Raw genomic sequence first — 16798 nt, 5'->3', positions numbered from 1 at the left:
GGCCCAGCCGCACGACGCGCCGACGAACAGGGTCGAGGCGCGCGGACGGGGCGGGCCTCGAAGACAAGACGGTCCGGCGCTTGCCGGACTGCGCTTTGTCATGAAAATTTCATGAAGGGCCGGGCCGACGCCGCGTGCTAACGTCGACGCCAAAGGGGCCTCGGCCGAGGCCCCGACCACTCCGACGAAGATGGGATCGATGAGCCTGACCCGCGCCTGGTCGCGCCTCCAGTCGCTGCGCGACCAGCCGGCCCGCAGCGACGTGCTGCTGACGCGCGCGGCCCTGATCCTCTGCGTTCCGATCATGCTGGCCTACGGCTGCGCCGGGCTCGTCTATGGCGAGCTGCCGATGCTCACGCCCTTCGGCTTCGTCGAGATGCCCGGTGCCTGCGCCTGGCTCACGGCCGCGATGGCCTTCGCGCTCGCGGTGCTGGCGACCGACTGGCTGGTGCGCGGCGAGCTGGCCACCCCGCGTGCCTCGGTGATCGTCACGACGCGCTCATGGCGCGTGGGCGATCCGCCGATGCCCGCCCTGCCCCCGCATGTGTGGCCGCAACCGCGCAGCTCGCCGCTGCGCATCGCCTGCCTCGGCATCGCGGCGGTGGCCTGTGCCTCGGCGCTGGTGGGACGCATCACGCTCGCGCTGGGCTGGCAGGCCTTCGCGCGGCCGGGCGGACTGGCGCCGAACGCGGAATGGCCGCTCTATCCGCTGCAATGGCTCTGGCCCTGGCTGCTGCCGCTGACACGCCAGCCCGTGCTGCTGGGCACGATCGTGGTGGGCGCGGTGCTGCTGCTGGCCGCCTATCTGCTGGCATGGCGCAAGGTGCGCGGCGCCTGGCTGCCGTTCATCACGATGCTGCCGCTGCTGCTGGCGGTTCATTTCCTCGGCGCGGCCGGCTTCGATTTCGCGGGCGCGCGAGGCCTCGGCGGGATCGTCGAGCCCGAGCTGTCGGCCGCGCTGGCGCAGCGCCCCGGGCACTACAACATCCACACCTTCCTGAGCCTGTGGGGCGCCATCGGGGCACTCACGGTCGGGCTGATCGGGGGCTTCTGGCTCGAGTCCTCGTCGGTGCTCGAAGAGGACTGATCCCGGGACGCGAGCGGCTCAGGTCCTGCGCGCGATGCGCACGATGGCGTCGTAGATCTCGCGCTCCGCGTCCGCCGGCTCGATCTCTCCCGCGGCGGCCGCGAACGACACGGCCTCGGCCGTGCCCAGCATGGCGCGCATGGCCGCCAACGCGAGCGGCTGTTTCGCGAAGGGCTGCAGCGCATCGCGGCACTTGGCGAGGAACAGCGCCTCGTGCTCCTTCTTGAGCGCATCGAGCTCGGGCGAGCCGGCCAGCGCGGCGCTCACGCCGGGCATCTCGCGGCCCATCTCCATCACGCAGTTGACGTAGGTGGCGGCGATCACCTTGGCCACGGCCGGCAGCGACCGGGCCGCGACCCGCAGGGCCTCGTCCATCAGGGCGTGCTGCCGGCCGTCGTACTCCTCGTAGAGCACGCCGAGCAGCCCGGTGCGCGTGCCGAAGTGGTCGTAGACCACGGGCTTGGTCACGCCCGCGCGCTCGGCCAGGTAGCCCAGCGTGAGCGCGTCGGTACCCTCGCCGCGCACGATGGACCAGGCCACGTCCATGAGCTGGCGGTTGCGCTCCTCCTTGGGCAGGCGCTTCTTCGCCGCGACGGGCGCGGGCGGTTTCGGGGGGGTGCTTGACATGATTAACCTACCAAAGGTAACCTACAGAAAGTAATCTACCAACAGTAGTTTAAATCCATCCGCAAGAAAGGAAGCTCCATGCACGCCCTCGTCGTCGTCAGCCACCCCGATCCGAAATCGCTCACGCATGCCGTCGCGCGCGCCTACGCCGAGGGCGTGGCGGCCTCCGGCGACCACAGCACCGAGATCGCCGACCTCGCCGCGGAGGGCTTCCAGCCGGCCTTCGGCCAGGCCGACGCCACCGCCTACCTGCTGCAGGCGCCGCTGCAGGCCGACGTGCTGCGCGAGCAGCAGCGCATCGAGCGCGCCGACGCGCTGGTGCTCGTCTATCCCGTCTACTGGTGGTCGTTCCCGGGCCAGCTCAAGGGCTGGATCGACCGCGTGTTCTCCAACGGCTGGGCCTACGACGAGCGGCCCGACGGCTCGCTCGGCAAGCGGCTCGGCCACCTCCCGATCCACCTGATCGGCATCGGCGGCGCGGACGGCGGCACCTATGCGCGGCACGGCTACGACAAGGCGATGCGCACGCAGATCGACCACGGCATCTTCGATTTCTGCGGCGCGCCGGTGCGCACCTCGGAGTTCCTGGTCGATGTAAATGGGCAGGGCGGGGCCGCGCACCTGGTCACCGCGCGGGGGCTTGGCAGCAACGCGTTCGCGAAGGAAGCGCCGCAGCGAGCGGTTACCGAGCTGGCGGGCTAACCCCAGGCTCAGCCCTTCGCCAACCGCCGCCGCGCCTTCACCGCCGAAGCCAGCCCCTCGAGCACCGGCACCGTCTGCGCGAAGCCGATGCAGGCATCGGTGATCGAGACGCCGTGCTTGAGCGCCACGCCGGGCTTGAGGTCCTGCCGCCCTTCCTCGAGGTGGCTCTCGATCATGAGGCCGGTGATGCGCCGCTCGCCGCCCGCGATCTGCGCCGCGACGTCCTCGGCCACCAAGATCTGGCGCTGGTGCTGCTTGCTGCTGTTGCCGTGCGAGACGTCGATCATGACCTGCGGCCGCAGGCCGTTCGCCAGCAGCGCCTGGCAGCTGGACTCGACGTCGGCGGCCGAATAGTTGGGCGCCTTGCCGCCGCGCAGAATCACGTGGCAGTCGTCGTTGCCGCGGGTTTCGAAGATCGCCGCCATGCCCATCTTGGTCATGCCCATGAAGGCATGCGGCGCGCGGGCCGCGAGGATGGCGTCGGCCGCGACCTTGACGCTGCCGTCGGTGCCGTTCTTGAAGCCGACCGGGCAGCTGAGGCCCGAGGCCAGTTGCCGGTGGCTCTGGCTCTCGGTGGTGCGCGCGCCGATGGCGCCCCAGGCGATCAGGTCGGCGATGAACTGCGGGCTCAGCAGGTCGAGGAACTCGGTGCCGGTCGGCAGGCCCAGCGTGGTCAGCTCGAGCAGCAGGCGCCGCGCGCGCTCCAGGCCTTCGTTGATGGCGAAGCTGCCGTCCAGGTGCGGGTCGTTGATGTAGCCCTTCCAGCCCACGGTGGTGCGCGGCTTCTCGAAATAAGCACGCATCACGATCAGCAGGTCGTCCTGCAGCGAATCGGCCAACTTCTTGAGGCGCTGCGCGTATTCGATGGCCTGGTCGTGGTCGTGGATCGAGCACGGGCCGACCACCACCACCAGCCGGTCGTCGCGACCGTGCAGCACGTCGGCGATCGCGGCGCGGGCGCCCTCGACCAGCGCCAGGGTGTTGTCGCGCACGGGCACGCGCTCCTGCAGCAGGGCGGGGGTCATGAGCGGGCGCACGGCGCCGATGCGCACGTCGTCGATCCGGGTGGTGTCGAGCGTGCTGTCGCGGGAGCCGATTTCGGCGTCGTGGAGGGGGTCGTCGAGGCGGGGCATGGTCGTGGGTGGAATGTCGGAGGGCCCGCCGATTGTCCCCGAACGCACCCATGGCCCTCAGAGGAAGCGCGAGCGCCTTTCGTCGCGCGGGCCGACCGCGAGGTCCTCCGACAGTCCCTTGAGCACGGCATAGCCGGCCTGGAGCGCATCGAGATAGGTGGCAAATCCCGCCGCGGCTTCGAGCAGGCGCTCGTACTCGGGCGAACCGTCGAACGACTCGAGCAGCACCCAGTAGTACTCGCTCGTGTCGTGTTGTTCCACCGTCAGCGCGATGGAGATGAGAGGGCCGAACATGCGGGGATGCTCGCAGTCCCGCATGACGGTCTGAAGAAAGCTAGATCTGCAGGACGGGGAACGACTTCACGAGGTCGTCGAGCGCCTTGAGTTGCGCCATCAAGGGCTCGAGCTGGTGCAGCGGCAGCGCGCTCGGTCCGTCGCACTTGGCCTGGGCCGGATCGGGATGGGCCTCGATGAACAGGCCCGCGAGGCCCAGCGCCATGCCCGCGCGCGCGAGGTCCACCAGCTGTTCGCGGCGGCCGCCCGAGGCGGCGGCGCCGGCCTCGCGCTGCTGCAGCGCATGGGTCACGTCGAAGATCACGGGCAGGTCGCCCGTGGTCTTCTTCATCACGCCGAAGCCCAGCATGTCGACCACCAGGTTGTCGTAGCCGAAGCAGGTGCCGCGGTCGCACAGGATGATCTGGTCGTTGCCCGCTTCCCTGAACTTCTCGACGATGTTGAACATCTGGCTCGGGCTCAGGAACTGCGGCTTCTTGATGTTGATGACGCGGCCGGTCTTCGCGAGCGCCACCACCAGGTCGGTCTGGCGCGCGAGAAAGGCCGGCAGCTGCAGCACGTCGACCACCTCGGCCACCGGCGCGGCCTGGGCCGGCTCGTGCACGTCGGTCAGCACCGGCACGCCGAAGGACGATTTCACCTCCTGCAGGATGCGCAGGCCCTCGTCGAGGCCGGGGCCGCGGTACGAGTGGATCGACGAGCGGTTGGCCTTGTCGAAGCTTCCCTTGAACACGTAGGGAATGCCGAGCTTGCCGGTGACGCGCACGAATTCTTCGGCGGTGCGCAGCGCCAGGTCCTTCGACTCGAGCACGTTGACGCCGCCGAACAGCACGAAGGGGCCGTCGTTGCGCACGCCGATACCGGGGGGGATGGTGACGTTTTTCATGGGGAGCTCCTGTCCTGAATCTTGGGGCCTATTGTCGGCGCTCCCGGCGGCCGCTCTCCCGACCGGGAATCAGGGCATCTTCACGGCGATCTGCGACAGCCCGCGCAGATGGCGCGGCCCGAGGCGCGCGTCGTTGGCCGAGATCAGGCACAGCGCGCCCAGGTGCGGCTCGAGCGGGCCACCGTTCTTCTCGTACAGCACCAGCGCCTTCTCGCCGATCGTGCTGTTGTAGAGCTCGTTCCAGCTGAAGATGGCCTGGTAGCCGTCGTCGCCCAGCGCGACCACCACGCAGCGCTTGAGCTCCGAGCGCGGCCGCTCGGAGAAGCCGCAGGCATCGAGCACGTCGACCAGCCGCGCGCCCGCGTAGCTGTCGACCTGCGCCACGGCGCGGCCCGAATAGCACAGCACCTGGGTCGGGCCGAGGTCGTGGCGCGCCATGCGCTCGAGCGCCTCGCGCGAGAACGCGGATGGCCGCGGCACGCCGCCGAGCACATGCAACAGGGCCCCCGCGCGCGGATTCGGGCTTTCTTCGCCCGCGAAGCGACGCTGCTCCACGGGCACAACGGCATCCAGGCTCATCGTGGTTCCTCGGTGATCGACAGGTGGCAGGCCGGCATTCTGCGCGGCGCGCCCGGTCGGCGCGATCCGCTTCGGCGTATGGCCGCCATCCGCGAAACAGGATTTCGCCATATTCCAACTGACATAGCGAAAACCGGAATCTACCCCGATCCGATGCCCCTTGCGGCTCAGCGCGCCAGCCGCGGCCCGGCCATGATGATGAACATGCCGAGCAGGCTGACCCCCACGCCCACCCAGTCGGTCACGCTCGGCTGCACCTTGTCGACCGCCCAGAGCCACAGCACCGCCACGCCGATGTAGACCCCGCCGTAGGCCGCATACACCCGGCCCGCCGCGGTCGGATGCAGGGTCAGCAACCAGGCGAACAGGGCCAGCGAGACCGCCGCGGGCAGCAACAGCCAGGCCGAATGGCCCTGGCGCAGCCAGAGATAGGGCAGGTAGCAGCCGACGATCTCGGCCAGGGCGGTGGCGACGAAGAGGGCGAAGGTCTTGAGCAGGTCCATGCGGGGATTCTCGGTCCGGGCACGGCCCGCCCTGCCATCAACCCGCCGCCGCGCCCGCCTGCTGGTCCTGGAACAGCCGCTCCAGCATCCGCGCCAGCCGGTCCACGTCCACCGGCTTGGTCAGGTGCCCGAGGAACCCAGCCTCGAAGCTGGTGTCGCGGTCGCTGGGCTGGCCGTAGCCGGTCACGGCGATCAGAGCGGGCGGGTCGACCAGTTCGGCGCGCAGCCGGCGCGCGACCTCGTGGCCGTCGATGCCGGGCAGGCCGATGTCGAGCAGCACGACGTCGGGCCGGCCGGCCTTGACCGCCTCGATGGCGGCGAAGCCGTCGTGTACGACCGCGCTGGCATAGCCGAGCGCGTCCATCAGCAGCGCCATGGTCTCGGCGGCATCCTGGTTGTCGTCGACCACCAGCACCAGCCGTTCGCCGGGCGCCCGGCCCGATGCACCCTCAGCCGACAGCGGCTGCGCCACGGCCGCCAGGTTGACGACGAATTCGCTGCCCTCGCCCGGGCGCCCGCTGCTGAACACGCTGACGCGGCCGCCGTGCAGCGCGACCAGTTGCTGCACCAGGCTCAGCCCGAGGCCGAGCCCGCCCTTGGAGCGCGCGGCATCCTGCTCGCCCTGCACGAACAGGTCGAAGATGCGGCGGATGTCCTGCGGCGCGATGCCCGGGCCGGTGTCGCGCACCGCGATCTCGGCCTCGATCGGGCTGGCGTCCGCGGTGCCGGGCGCGGCGGGGCCGAGGCCGAGCCGCAGTTCGATGCGCCCGCCGCTGTCGGTGAACTTGGCGGCGTTGTGCACGAGGTTGCTGACCACCTGCACCAGCCGCGCCCGGTCGCCCGTGACCCAGGGATCGGCGCCGTCGACCTGCAGCTCGAGCAGCTGCGACTTCAGCGCCATCAGCGGGCGCACCGTCTCGACCGCGTCGTGGATCACCTCGCGCAGCCGCACCGGCTTGGCCTCGAGGTGGATCTTGCCGCTGGTGATGCGGCCCACGTCGAGCAGGTCGTCGATCAGCCGGGTCATCTGCCGCAGTTGCCTGTCGATGATGTCGCGCGTGCTGTTGAAGATGCGCGACTCGATCTTCTCGCGCTTGAGCAGCTCGAGCGCGTTCGAGATCGGCGCGAGCGGATTGCGCAGCTCGTGCCCGAGCATCGCGAGGAAGGTCGCCATGCGCCGGCCCTCGTCCTCCAGCGCCGTGATGCGGCGGCGCTCGCTGAGGTCGCGCGTGACCTTGGCGAAGCCCTTGTGCTGGCCCGCGGCGTCGTACAGCGCCGTGATGACCACGCTGGCCCAGAAGCGGCTGCCGTCCTTGCGCACGCGCCAGCCCTCGTCCTCGAAGCGGCCGTCGCGCAGCGCGTTGCGCAGCTCCTGCGCGGGCCAGCCGCTGGCCGCCACATCGGGCGGATAGAAGGTCGAGAAGTGCCGGCCGATGATCTCGGCCGCCTCGTAGCCCTTGTTCTTCTGCGCGCCCGCGTTCCAGCTGATCACGTGGCCCGCGGGGTCGAGCATGAAGATCGCATAGTCCTTCACGCCCTCGACCAGCAGCCGGAAGCGCTCCTCGCTCGCGCGCAGCAGCTCGTCCTGCTGGCGCCGCGCGCTGAGGTCGCGCGTGATCTTGGAGAAGCCGCGCACCCTGCCGTCGGGCCCGATGAGCCGCGTGATGACCACGCTGGCCCAGAAGCGCGAGCCGTCCTTGCGCACGCGCCAGCCCTCGTCCTGGAAATGGCCCGCCTCGCGTGCCTGCGCGAGTTCCTGGCCGGGCGCGTCGCGCTGCTGTGCCTCGGCCGGATAGAACATCGAGACATGGCGGCCCAGGACTTCGGCGTCTTCGTAGCCACAGACCAGCCGCGCGCCGGCGTTCCAGCTCAGCACCATGCCGTCGGGGTCGAGGAAGAAGATCGCGTAGTCGGTGACGGCGTCGATCATCTGCCGGTGATCGGCGTCCGACAGGTTGGCGAGGGACAGCCGCTCGGTCGCGGCAGGGTCTGGCATGTTGTTTGTTCTCTCGGACAGTGGGGCGCGCCGGCTCTCCCCCGCGGGTGGACCGGGGAGTATTCCTCCGCCCATCGGGCCGATCCGTGGGACGTTGCCGACATTTCCGGTCGGCATTCCCGCTGGGGTCAACCGGATTCCGTTGCCGCGGCCCGCGCTCCTCTTGCGAGACCGTCGTTCGGTTTTCGCAACAGACCGGGGCGCCCATCGCCTGGGTCCGCCCCATCGTGTTAACTTTTTGTTGCGAACCCGAATCGCTTTTTGTATCGTCCCCCAGCACATCGAGGGGATGGGTATGAAGAGACACAACAACAGAATCCGCGGCCTCGCCGCGGCCGCCATCGCTGCCGCCGCACTGGGCCTCCTGGGCGCCTGCTCGACCATGTACCACCCGGCCGGCCTGACCGGTGGCTACACCGACACCCGCGTCACGGCCAACAGCTACATCGTCGAGTTCTCGGGCAACGGCTACACCTCCAAGGAAGCCGTCTGGAACTTCTGGATCTACCGCTGCGCCGACCTGACCCAGCAGTCGGGCTACACCTACTTCGCCATCGAGCCCAAGGGTTCGGCCGCGCAGGTCGACGATGCGCCGGCCGTGCCGCGCTTCGTGGTCGATGACGGGCAGCCACCCGAATGGATCGAGCTCAAGGGCGGCGGTGCCCCGACCTTCGTCTATGTCCCCGGCGGCGGCGGCACCATCACCACCTGGCGCGGCAAGGGCACGATCCTGATGTTCAAGTCCGCCACCGAACCCGGCGCCCAATACGCGCTGAAGGCCAGTGCGGTGATGGAGGCGCTCAAGCCGTTCATGGCGACCCAGGGCCGTGGCAATGCGCTCACACCCGAGCAACTGGTGAAGGTCGCCATGGCGGTGCCCGAGCCCGTGGCGGAAACGAGCCCGCCCGCGGTGCCCTGGTCGGGCGGCAGCGGCGGGCGCGTCGAGATGAAGGACCTGAGCGGCCTGTTGCCGCCACGCTGAGCGAAAGCCTGGTACCGACCGGCCCGCTTCTCCTCGTCCATTTCCGGAGTTCCCCTTGAAGACATCGAAGATCGTGGCCGCGGCGGCGTCGGCCTGGCTGCTCGCCAGCCCGTGCGCGCACGCCCTCACGCCCGAAGAACTGTTCCGCCAGGCTTCGCCGGCCGTGTGGGTGGTGATCGCGCGTGACACCCAGGGGCAGCCGGTGGGTTCGGGCAGCGCGGTGTCCACGGCCCCGGGCCGCGTCGTCACCAACTGCCACGTGCTGCGCAAGGCGGCCTCGCTCACGCTGCGGCGCGAGCGCGAGTTGTACACAGCGACGCTCGAGCACCCCGATCCCGAGCGCGATCTCTGCCAGCTCCGCGCCGACGGCCTGCCGGCGGGGCCGACACCGACGATCGCTCCGACCGCCACGCTGCGCGTGGGCCAGAAGGTCTATGCGATCGGGGCGCCGCGCGGGCTCGAGCAGAGCCTCAGCGACGGCCTGGTGTCCTCGCTGCGGCGCAATACCGCCGGCGAGCTCGAATACATCCAGGTGACCGCGCCGATCTCGCCGGGCTCCAGCGGCGGCGGCCTGTTCGACGAGCAGGGCCGGCTGATCGGCATCACCACCGCCGCCATCGGCGGCACGGCTCAGAACCTCAACTTCGCGCGTCCGGCCCAGTGGATCGAGGAACTCCCGGCGCGCGCGCGATCCGCGGTCGCGACCTTCCAGCGCTCCGAGCAGATCGGCACGGCCGAGGCGCCGAGCCTGCCGCCGATCGTGGCCGACATCGAGCCGCCGGCGCGGCCAGCGGTCCGAAAGCTCGCGCCGGCCGCGACCGCAAACTCGACGGCGCCGGCCCCGGTGCCGCCGCCCACGCCCGTCCCCACTGTCCACGCACAGCCCGCGACCGCTTCCCCGCCACCGGCGGCGGCAAGCCCCGTCTCGGGCTCGAGCGCCAACCTGCTCGGTGCCGAGCAGGCCGCGATCGCGCGCAAGTGCAGCACGCAGCCGCGCGCGGCCTTCGTCGGCCAGGGCAGCGGCGTCGAGACCTACAGCGTGCCTTGCGACGACGGCTACGCGCTCATCCTGAGTTGCACGGCCGGGCAATGCCGGGAGGTGCGCTGATGCGCGCGCGCATGCCGCGGCGGCTGCTGGCCGCGCTCGCGTTCGCGCTGCGGCTGCTGGCGGCCGGCGTGCTCGCCACCACGGCGGGTGGCGCCCAGGCGCAAATGCAGGGCACGGGCGAATGGGACCGGGTGCACCAGTTCTTCCAGGCCCACTACGCGGCCGGCCGCCTGTCCGAGGCGATCGAGACCGGCCTGCGGCTGGTCCGCCTGTCCGAGCGGACCCTGCCTCCGCTGAACCCGCGCATGGGCGTGGCCCTGTGGTCGCTCGGCCTCGCCTACCAGGAACAGGGGCAGCCGCGCCTGGCCGAGCCGCTGCTGCGCCGTGCGGTCGCGATCACCGAACGCATGCCGGCACCGCCCGCGGGTACGCTGGCGTCGATGCTGGTCTCGCTGGCGCGGATCTGCGCCGACGAGGGCCGCACCGAGGAGGCCGAGCGGCTCTACGCCCGCGCCACTTCGCTGCTGACGCCCACGGCGGACGAGGATCGCAGCCTGTATGCGCGGCTGCTGTTCGACCAGGGAGCGATGTACGTCTTCATCGACCGGCCCGAGCAGGCGGACCCGCTGCTGCGCGATGCGCTGACACGACGGGAAGCGCTGGCCGGGCCGCAGGGTTCGTCCAGCGTCGCCCAGGCGATCTGGATGCTGGGCGTGAGCCGCGTCACCGCCAAGGACCCGAACGCCGCCATCGCGCATTTCAATCGCGCGCTCGAGATGCTCGAGCGGCAGCCGCGCCGCAACGACAGCGTGACCGGCTCGCTGCTCAACGACATCGCCGCCGCCTGGGTCGGTCTCGGGCAGCCCGAGAAAGCCGAGGCGGTGCAGAAGCGCGCCTTGGAACTGCTCGGCGCTTCCACCTCCTCGAACAACAGGGCGCTGGCGCGCGGCCTCGCCACCCTGGCGCAGATCCAGAGCGCCGCCGGCGATCTCGACGGCGCCTCGGCATCGGCCACGCGTTCGCTCGAGCTGCGGCAGTTGCTGTTCTTCCGCGACGACCCCGTGATCAGCGACACGCTGGACCTGCTCGCCGGCATCAAGGAACGCCAGGGCCGCGCGGACGAGGCCGCGCCGCTGCGCGCACGCGCCGTGCAGATCAAGGACAAGGTGGCCGCGCGCCGCGCCGACCCATTGGCCACGCAGCCCAGCTACACAGCCGCGCCACGCGTGGCCTATCCGGCGGACGCCCGCGAGAACGGCTACGAAGGCAAGGTGGTGGTGCGCGTGCTCGTCAGTGCCGACGGCACGGCCGCCTTCGTGACCGTGGTGTCGAGCTCGGGGTACGGCACGCTCGACGAAGCCGCCACGCGATCGGTGCTCGGCATGCTGTTCAAGCCCGCGCAGACGCGCGGCGGTGTCGCGGTGCCCGCGGCGATCCAGATCCCGATCGAGTACCGGTTGCCGCCCGCCGCACCCACGCCCGCACCCACGCCCGCGCCCGCAGGCGACTGAGCGAACGTCCCCTACGGCGGGGACAGACAAGCAGCCCCCGCGGCCCGACCATCGCGCTGCAGGAGACACGCAGATGGAATGGCTGATCCCTTACAAGCTCGACACCGACGCGCCCGATGGCGGCCGGCCTTCGCTCGAGGTGCCGCGCGCGCCGGAACCGGTCGCCGCGCGGCACCGCGATACATGGGCGCACGTGCGCGCCCTCTTCCTCCCCACCCCGACGCGCGCGCCATGCAGCAGGTCGTGATCGTCGGCGCGGGCCACGCGGGCTTCCAGTGCTGCGCCTCGCTGCGCCAGGAAGGTTTCGACGGCGCCATCGTGCTCGTGGGCGACGAGGCCAGCCTGCCCTACCAGCGGCCGCCGCTGTCGAAGGCCTACCTGCTCGCGAAGGCGAGCGCGAGCGACCTGCATTTCCGGCCCGAGCGCTTCTTCGAGGAACAGCGCGTGCAGCGCGTGCAGGGCCGCGTCGAGCTGATCGATCGCGCCGCGCAGCGCGTGGTGCTGACATCGGGCCAGGCGATCGCCTACGACCATCTCGTGATCGCCACCGGATCGAGCCCGCGCCGCATGCGCGTCGAGGGCGCGGACCTCGAGGGCGTGATGAGCCTGCAGACGCTGGCCGATGCCGACCGGCTGCGCGAGCGCATGGCCGACAGCCGGCGCGCGGTGGTGGTCGGCGCGGGCTTCATCGGGCTCGAGTTCGCCTCGGTGGCGCGTGCCCTCGGGCTGGAGGTGACGGTGCTCGACGTGGCCGATCGCGCGCTGGCGCGGGCCGCCTCGCCGCACAGCGCGCAGGCCGTGGCGGCCTCGCACGAGGGTCGCGGCACGCGGCTGTGCTTCGGCTGCGGCGTGACCGCACTGGAGAGCCGTGAGGGCCGGATCGCGGCGGTGCGCACCGCCGACGGCGAGACGCTGCCCGCCGACCTCGTGGTGGTCGGCATCGGCGCCGAGCCGCGCACGCAGCTCGCGGCGCAGGCCGGGCTCGCGGTCGACAACGGCATCCGCGTCGATGCGCAGTTGCTGAGCTCCGATCCGGCGATCTCGGCCATCGGCGACGTGGCGGCCTTTCCCGACCCGGTCAGCGGACGCCACATCCGGCTCGAATCGGTGCAGAACGCCGGCGACCAGGCGCGCAGCGTGGCGGCGCGGCTCGCGGGCAAGACGGTGGCGCACGGCCCGGTGCCGTGGTTCTGGAGCGACCAGGGAGAACTCAAGCTGCAGATCGCCGGGCTGCGCGCGGCCGACGATGCGCACGTGGTGCTGCGCGATGCGGCCTCATCGGCCGCCACCGTGCTGTGCATCCGCGAAGGGCGCCTCGCGGCGGTCGAGACCCTCAACCGCGCGGGCGATCACATGCTCGCGCGCCGGCTGCTGGCCAAGGGCGTGGCGCTGAGCGAGGAAGAAGCGCGGGCGCCGGGCTTCCAGCTCAAGGCGCTGGCCTGAGCCGCACGCGCGTCAGAGCACGTCGCTGCCCGACAGCGAAGGCGTCTGCGCGATGCGCTCCGAGATGACGCGGCAGGCCTCGAGCAGCGGCGCCACGTAGGCCTGCGCCGGATCTTCCTTCTGGCGGAACACCAGCGTGCTCACGCTGATCGCCGCCACCGGCACGCCGCCCACGCCGCGGATCACCGCGCCGAAGCAGAAGATGCCGGCCTCGTTCTCCTCGTTGTCGACCGACCAGCCGCGCTCGCGCGTCTTGCGCACCTCGGCGCGCAGCGCGGCGGCATCGACGGTGGTGTTGGGCGTGTAGCGCGGCATCGGCAGGCGCTTCACCAGCGCCTCGAGCGCGCCGTCGTCGAGCGCAGCCATGTAGGCCTTGCCGACGGCGGTGGCATGCAGCGACACGCTGGTGCCGATGCGCGAGGCCATGCGCACCGCGCTCGGGCTCTCGAGCTTCTCGATGTAGACCATGGTCGTGTCGTTGGGCACGGCCAGGTGCACGGTCTCGCCCGTGAGGTCGCGCAGCCGCTTGAGCTCGTCGACGGCCGCCAGCCGCAGTTCGGAACGGCCCCAGCTGCGGCTCGCGAGCTGGATCAGCCGCGGGCCCAGCCCCAGGGTCGCGCTGTGCGGGTTCTCGACCAGCAGCCGCTCGGCGATCAGCGCCGCCACGATGCGATGCACCGTGGGCCGCGGATAGCCGCTCGCGCGCATCAGCGCCGCGACGTTGACCGGCTCCTGCGCATCGGCCACCAGTTGCAGCACGTGCATGAACTTGGAGAACGACGCGGTGCCCGCGACCTGGTTCGCGGAAGAAGCCGAAGAGGCGGGAGCGGCGGAGGAAGACCGGGGAGCGGGCATGGACGAAGGGACGAGGCCGGCGCGGGCACCGGCGGGAACGAGGGCCGGGCCATTATCCATACCCTCCATCCAGTCCACGCGCATGCGGCGCGCCCTCAGCTCACCATGTAGCCGCCGTCGACCGGCAGCACCACGCCGGTCATGAACGACGCGGCCGGCGTGCAGAGGAACATCGCGGCACGCGCCACGTCGTCGGGCGTGCCCCAGCGGCCCAGCGGCGTGCGCGCGAGGATCGGGCCCGCGCGCGCGGGATCGTCCTGCAGCGGTTTCGTGAGCGGCGTCGCGATCCAGCCCGGCGCGATCGCGTTCACGCGGATGCCGTCGGCCGCGTAGGCGATCGCCAGCGACTTGGTGAGCTGCGCCACGCCGCCCTTGCTCGAGGCATAGCCGGGCACCAGCCCGCCGCCGAAGAAGCTCAGCATCGAGGCCGTGTTGACGATGCAGCCGCCGCTCGCCTTGAGGCGCTCGCGCGTCATGCCGCACACGCGCATCGTGCCCGTGAGGTTCACGGCCAGCACCTTCTCGAACACCGCGAGGTCGTGCTCCGCGCCGCGCTGGATGATGCCGGCGCAGTTGAAGACGATGTCCAGGCGCTCGATGCCGCCGATCGCGGCCTCGAGGCTCGCGTCCGAGGTCACGTCGGCCTGCCGGACCTCGACCGCGGCATCGAGCGTGCCGTCGCCGTTGCCCAGGCCGATGGCCGTGACCTGCGCGCCGAGCGCGGCCAGGTGGTTGGCGATCACGGCGCCGATGCCCTGGGTGGCACCGGACACCAGTGCCCGCTTGCCCTTGAAGAGTGCTGCCTCGTAAGTCATGAAAAGGGAGTTGCCTTTGCGTGGATCAGTTCTTGATGTCGAGCTTGCCCATCAGCGTCTTGAAGTAGGCGCTGTCCTTGGCCATCGTGGCCTTGAAGGCGACGTCGTCGGCATAGGCGAAGCCCAGGTTCTGCTTGTCGAGCACCTCGCGGAAGGCGGGCTCGTTGGCGGCCTGCTGGCTCACGGTCTTCAGGTAAGCGATGACCTCGGGCGGCGTGTTCTTCGGCGCCGCGATGCCGCGCCAGGTGCCGATCACCAGGTCGATGTTGCGTTCCTTGAGCGTGGGCACCTTCTCGAAGCCCTTCACGCGCTGCTCGGCCATCACGGCCAGCGTCTTGAGCTTGCCGGCCTGCACGTAGGTCGTGACCTCGGCCGGGCTCACCGCCACCGCGTCGATGTGGCCGCCCATCAGCGCGAGCACCGCGGGGCCGGCGCCCTGGAACGGCGTGTGGTTGAACTTCACGCTGGTCTTGTCCTCGAGCGCGGCGGCGGCCAGGTGCCAGATCGAGCCGTTGCCGGCATTGCCCACGCTGAGCTTGCCGCTGTCCTTCTTCGCGGCGGCCAGGAACTCCTCGATGGTGTTCCACGGCGCATCGGCGCGCACGGTGATCGCGGCCTGGTCGGCGTTGAGGCGCGCGATGGGCGCGAGGTCCTCGTAGGTGAACTTCGCGAGGCCCATGTGCGGCAGCGTCGTGAGTTCCACCGTGACCACCGCGAGGCGGTAGCCGTCGGGCTTGGCGTTGACCACGTCCTGCCAGCCGATGGCGCCGCTGGCGCCGGGCTTGTTGACGATGATCATGCTCTGCGGCATGTGCTTGCGCGTGGCGTCGGCGAAGGCGCGCGCCAGCGCGTCGGTGCCGCCGCCGGGCTGGAACGGCACCACCAGTTCGACCGGCTTGTTGGGATAGTCGCGCGATTGCGCCGAGGCGGGCGCGGCGGCCAGCAGCGCCGCCACCGGCAGCAGCGACAGCGCCGCGAGGCGTTGCAGTTTCGAGGCGAAGCGAATCATGGGGTGTGTCTCCGTGGTTTGAAAATGAATGGGACCGAAAAAACTTGCTTCAGTACGTGGCCCGACCGCCCGAGAGGTCGAAGGTGGCGCCGGTGCTGAAGCTGCACGAGCCCGAGCACAGCCAGGCCACCATCTCGGCCACCTCGGCGCTCTCGCCCAGGCGCTGCATCGGGCTCTTGCCGATCATGGTCTGCACGTGCTCGGCCGACATCTGCTCGAGGATCGGCGTGCGCACCGCGGCCGGCGCGATCGCGTTCACCAGGATGCCGGTGGTCGCGAGCTCCTTGCCGAGCGACTTGGTCAGCGCGATCACGCCGGCCTTGGCCGCGCTGTAGGCCGAGGCATTGGGCGTGCCCTCCTTGCCGGCCAGCGAGGCGATGTTGACGATGCGGCCCGCGCCCGCGGCGCGCAGGTGCGGCACCACCGCGCGGCACACGTTGAAGGTGCCGACCAGGTTCACGTCGACGATGCGGCGCCAGGTGGCGGGGTCGTAGGCATCGAGCGGCACCGTCGGTCCCGCGAAGCCCGCGCTGTTGACCACGAAGTCGATGCGGCCGAAGCGCGCGACCACCGCTGCAGCGGCGCGCTCGACCGTGGCGAGATCGCTCACGTCGACCTGCCAGGCGTCGTCGCTCGCGCCAGCCTCGGCCATGTCCCACACCGCCACGCGCGCGCCGCTGCGCCGCAGCTGCGCCGCGACCTCCGCGCCGATGCCGCTGGCACCGCCGGTGACCACCGCCACCGCGCCCGCGAAGTCGTAGCCGGCGCGGCCGTAGGCCGTCGTGCTCATCGGATGAACTGCTTGACGTAGTCCGCGCCGAGGCCGACGTTCTCGAAATGCTTGCGGCACATGTCGATCTTGGTGAACACGTCCTCGTAGCCCATGCCCTTGCCCCAGGGATCGGTGTAGTACATGACACCGTTGACCTGGAAGTAGGTGATCATTTCCTCGACGTCCTCGGGCACGTACAGCGTGTGCGTCTCGCCCGGCGGCTCGAACACGTAGCTGCCCTCGGTGGCTTCCCAGTCGTGCTCGAGATAGCGCCAGCGCCCCTTGAGCACGAAGCCGTGCACCGCCTGCGGATGGCGGTGGCGGCTCAGCACGCCCGACTTGCGCACCTTCAGCAGGTTCATCCAGTAGCCCTGGCTCGCGTTCAGGCACAGCGGCCGGAACCACACGTTCTCGGCCTGCGGCACCCACAGGCGCTCGTCGGTCGGGATCGCATGCTGCACCACGATCTCCGGCAGCGCGTCCGGAGGATTCGGGTACTGGTAGGGCATCTTCGGGGTCGGGTCCGAATCATCGAGGGGCATGTCGCTTGTCCATA

Annotated in this window: 19 protein-coding genes; 7 read left to right on the top strand and 12 right to left on the bottom strand. The window is 70.7% G+C overall.

Going from position 1 to position 16798, the window contains the following annotated elements:
• The first annotated feature begins 199 nt into the window (after positions 1 to 199).
• Positions 200 to 1087 carry a hypothetical protein gene (locus AC1HIL_RS40065; protein ID WP_422098903.1) on the top strand — a complete coding sequence of 296 codons (888 nt, stop codon included), beginning with the start codon at positions 200 to 202 and terminating at the stop codon, positions 1085 to 1087.
• A gap of 18 nt (positions 1088 to 1105) precedes the next feature.
• Here the strand turns inward: AC1HIL_RS40065 and AC1HIL_RS40060 are convergent, their stop codons facing one another.
• Positions 1106 to 1714: a TetR/AcrR family transcriptional regulator gene (locus tag AC1HIL_RS40060; RefSeq protein WP_479669397.1), complete on the bottom strand. Its 609-nt coding sequence runs from the start codon at positions 1712 to 1714 to the stop codon at positions 1106 to 1108.
• Positions 1715 to 1792: 78 nt separating this feature from the next.
• Here AC1HIL_RS40060 and AC1HIL_RS40055 point away from each other — a divergent pair, with 78 nt between their 5' ends.
• Positions 1793 to 2416 carry an NAD(P)H-dependent oxidoreductase gene (locus AC1HIL_RS40055; RefSeq protein ID WP_479669398.1) on the top strand — a complete coding sequence of 208 codons (624 nt, stop codon included), beginning with the start codon at positions 1793 to 1795 and terminating at the stop codon, positions 2414 to 2416.
• Between the two features lie 8 nt (positions 2417 to 2424).
• Here the strand turns inward: AC1HIL_RS40055 and AC1HIL_RS40050 are convergent, their stop codons facing one another.
• From AC1HIL_RS40050 to AC1HIL_RS40025, 6 genes are all read right to left on the bottom strand, one after another.
• A complete protein-coding gene (locus AC1HIL_RS40050) occupies positions 2425 to 3549 on the bottom strand; it encodes a 3-deoxy-7-phosphoheptulonate synthase (protein WP_479669399.1) in 1125 nt (374 codons plus the stop codon).
• Between the two features lie 57 nt (positions 3550 to 3606).
• Positions 3607 to 3843 carry a hypothetical protein gene (locus tag AC1HIL_RS40045; protein ID WP_296727040.1) on the bottom strand — a complete coding sequence of 79 codons (237 nt, stop codon included), beginning with the start codon at positions 3841 to 3843 and terminating at the stop codon, positions 3607 to 3609.
• A gap of 40 nt (positions 3844 to 3883) precedes the next feature.
• Positions 3884 to 4729 (bottom strand): 3-deoxy-8-phosphooctulonate synthase, encoded by an 846-nt coding sequence (gene kdsA / locus AC1HIL_RS40040; RefSeq protein ID WP_296727037.1) that lies wholly within the window; start codon positions 4727 to 4729, stop codon positions 3884 to 3886.
• A gap of 69 nt (positions 4730 to 4798) precedes the next feature.
• Positions 4799 to 5308, bottom strand: a complete 510-nt coding sequence (locus AC1HIL_RS40035; protein ID WP_422098900.1) for a hypothetical protein — start codon at positions 5306 to 5308, stop codon at positions 4799 to 4801.
• Positions 5309 to 5475: 167 nt separating this feature from the next.
• Positions 5476 to 5811: a YnfA family protein gene (locus AC1HIL_RS40030; protein WP_057591221.1), complete on the bottom strand. Its 336-nt coding sequence runs from the start codon at positions 5809 to 5811 to the stop codon at positions 5476 to 5478.
• A 37-nt stretch (positions 5812 to 5848) separates the two neighbouring features.
• A complete protein-coding gene (locus tag AC1HIL_RS40025; protein WP_479669400.1) occupies positions 5849 to 7807 on the bottom strand; it encodes a PAS domain-containing hybrid sensor histidine kinase/response regulator in 1959 nt (652 codons plus the stop codon).
• 295 nt (positions 7808 to 8102) lie between these two features.
• On the opposite strand from AC1HIL_RS40025, the gene AC1HIL_RS40020 reads away from it, so the two are divergent.
• The 5 genes from AC1HIL_RS40020 (at position 8103) to AC1HIL_RS40000 (ending at position 12791) form a co-directional block, all read left to right on the top strand.
• Positions 8103 to 8789 carry a CC0125/CC1285 family lipoprotein gene (locus AC1HIL_RS40020; RefSeq protein WP_261211110.1) on the top strand — a complete coding sequence of 229 codons (687 nt, stop codon included), beginning with the start codon at positions 8103 to 8105 and terminating at the stop codon, positions 8787 to 8789.
• Between the two features lie 55 nt (positions 8790 to 8844).
• Positions 8845 to 9897, top strand: coding sequence for a S1C family serine protease (locus AC1HIL_RS40015; RefSeq protein WP_261211109.1), 1053 nt, complete (start codon positions 8845 to 8847; stop codon positions 9895 to 9897).
• Positions 9897 to 11348, top strand: a complete 1452-nt coding sequence (locus tag AC1HIL_RS40010) for a TonB family protein (RefSeq protein ID WP_479669401.1) — start codon at positions 9897 to 9899, stop codon at positions 11346 to 11348. Before AC1HIL_RS40015 ends, AC1HIL_RS40010 begins: the two co-directional genes overlap by 1 nt.
• Before the next feature lie 73 nt (positions 11349 to 11421).
• Entirely contained in the window at positions 11422 to 11595 is a 174-nt protein-coding gene (locus AC1HIL_RS40005; protein ID WP_479669402.1) for a hypothetical protein, read from the top strand.
• Positions 11580 to 12791: an NAD(P)/FAD-dependent oxidoreductase gene (locus AC1HIL_RS40000; RefSeq protein WP_479669403.1), complete on the top strand. Its 1212-nt coding sequence runs from the start codon at positions 11580 to 11582 to the stop codon at positions 12789 to 12791. Before AC1HIL_RS40005 ends, AC1HIL_RS40000 begins: the two co-directional genes overlap by 16 nt.
• A gap of 12 nt (positions 12792 to 12803) precedes the next feature.
• Here the strand turns inward: AC1HIL_RS40000 and AC1HIL_RS39995 are convergent, their stop codons facing one another.
• From AC1HIL_RS39995 to AC1HIL_RS39975, 5 genes are all read right to left on the bottom strand, one after another.
• Positions 12804 to 13646 (bottom strand): IclR family transcriptional regulator, encoded by an 843-nt coding sequence (locus AC1HIL_RS39995; RefSeq protein ID WP_261211105.1) that lies wholly within the window; start codon positions 13644 to 13646, stop codon positions 12804 to 12806.
• Between the two features lie 95 nt (positions 13647 to 13741).
• Positions 13742 to 14461 carry an SDR family NAD(P)-dependent oxidoreductase gene (locus AC1HIL_RS39990; protein ID WP_057591225.1) on the bottom strand — a complete coding sequence of 240 codons (720 nt, stop codon included), beginning with the start codon at positions 14459 to 14461 and terminating at the stop codon, positions 13742 to 13744.
• Positions 14462 to 14486: 25 nt separating this feature from the next.
• Positions 14487 to 15470, bottom strand: coding sequence for a tripartite tricarboxylate transporter substrate binding protein (locus AC1HIL_RS39985; RefSeq protein WP_082321687.1), 984 nt, complete (start codon positions 15468 to 15470; stop codon positions 14487 to 14489).
• A gap of 49 nt (positions 15471 to 15519) precedes the next feature.
• Positions 15520 to 16260 (bottom strand): SDR family NAD(P)-dependent oxidoreductase, encoded by a 741-nt coding sequence (locus tag AC1HIL_RS39980; protein WP_479669404.1) that lies wholly within the window; start codon positions 16258 to 16260, stop codon positions 15520 to 15522.
• Entirely contained in the window at positions 16257 to 16784 is a 528-nt protein-coding gene (locus tag AC1HIL_RS39975) for a 2,4'-dihydroxyacetophenone dioxygenase family protein (RefSeq protein ID WP_057591227.1), read from the bottom strand. Before AC1HIL_RS39975 ends, AC1HIL_RS39980 begins: the two co-directional genes overlap by 4 nt.
• Between the last annotated feature and the right edge of the window lie 14 nt (positions 16785 to 16798).

It is taken from the genome of Variovorax sp. ISS6 (genome assembly GCF_056523145.1).
This window is presented reverse-complemented; position numbering and strand designations above follow the sequence as displayed.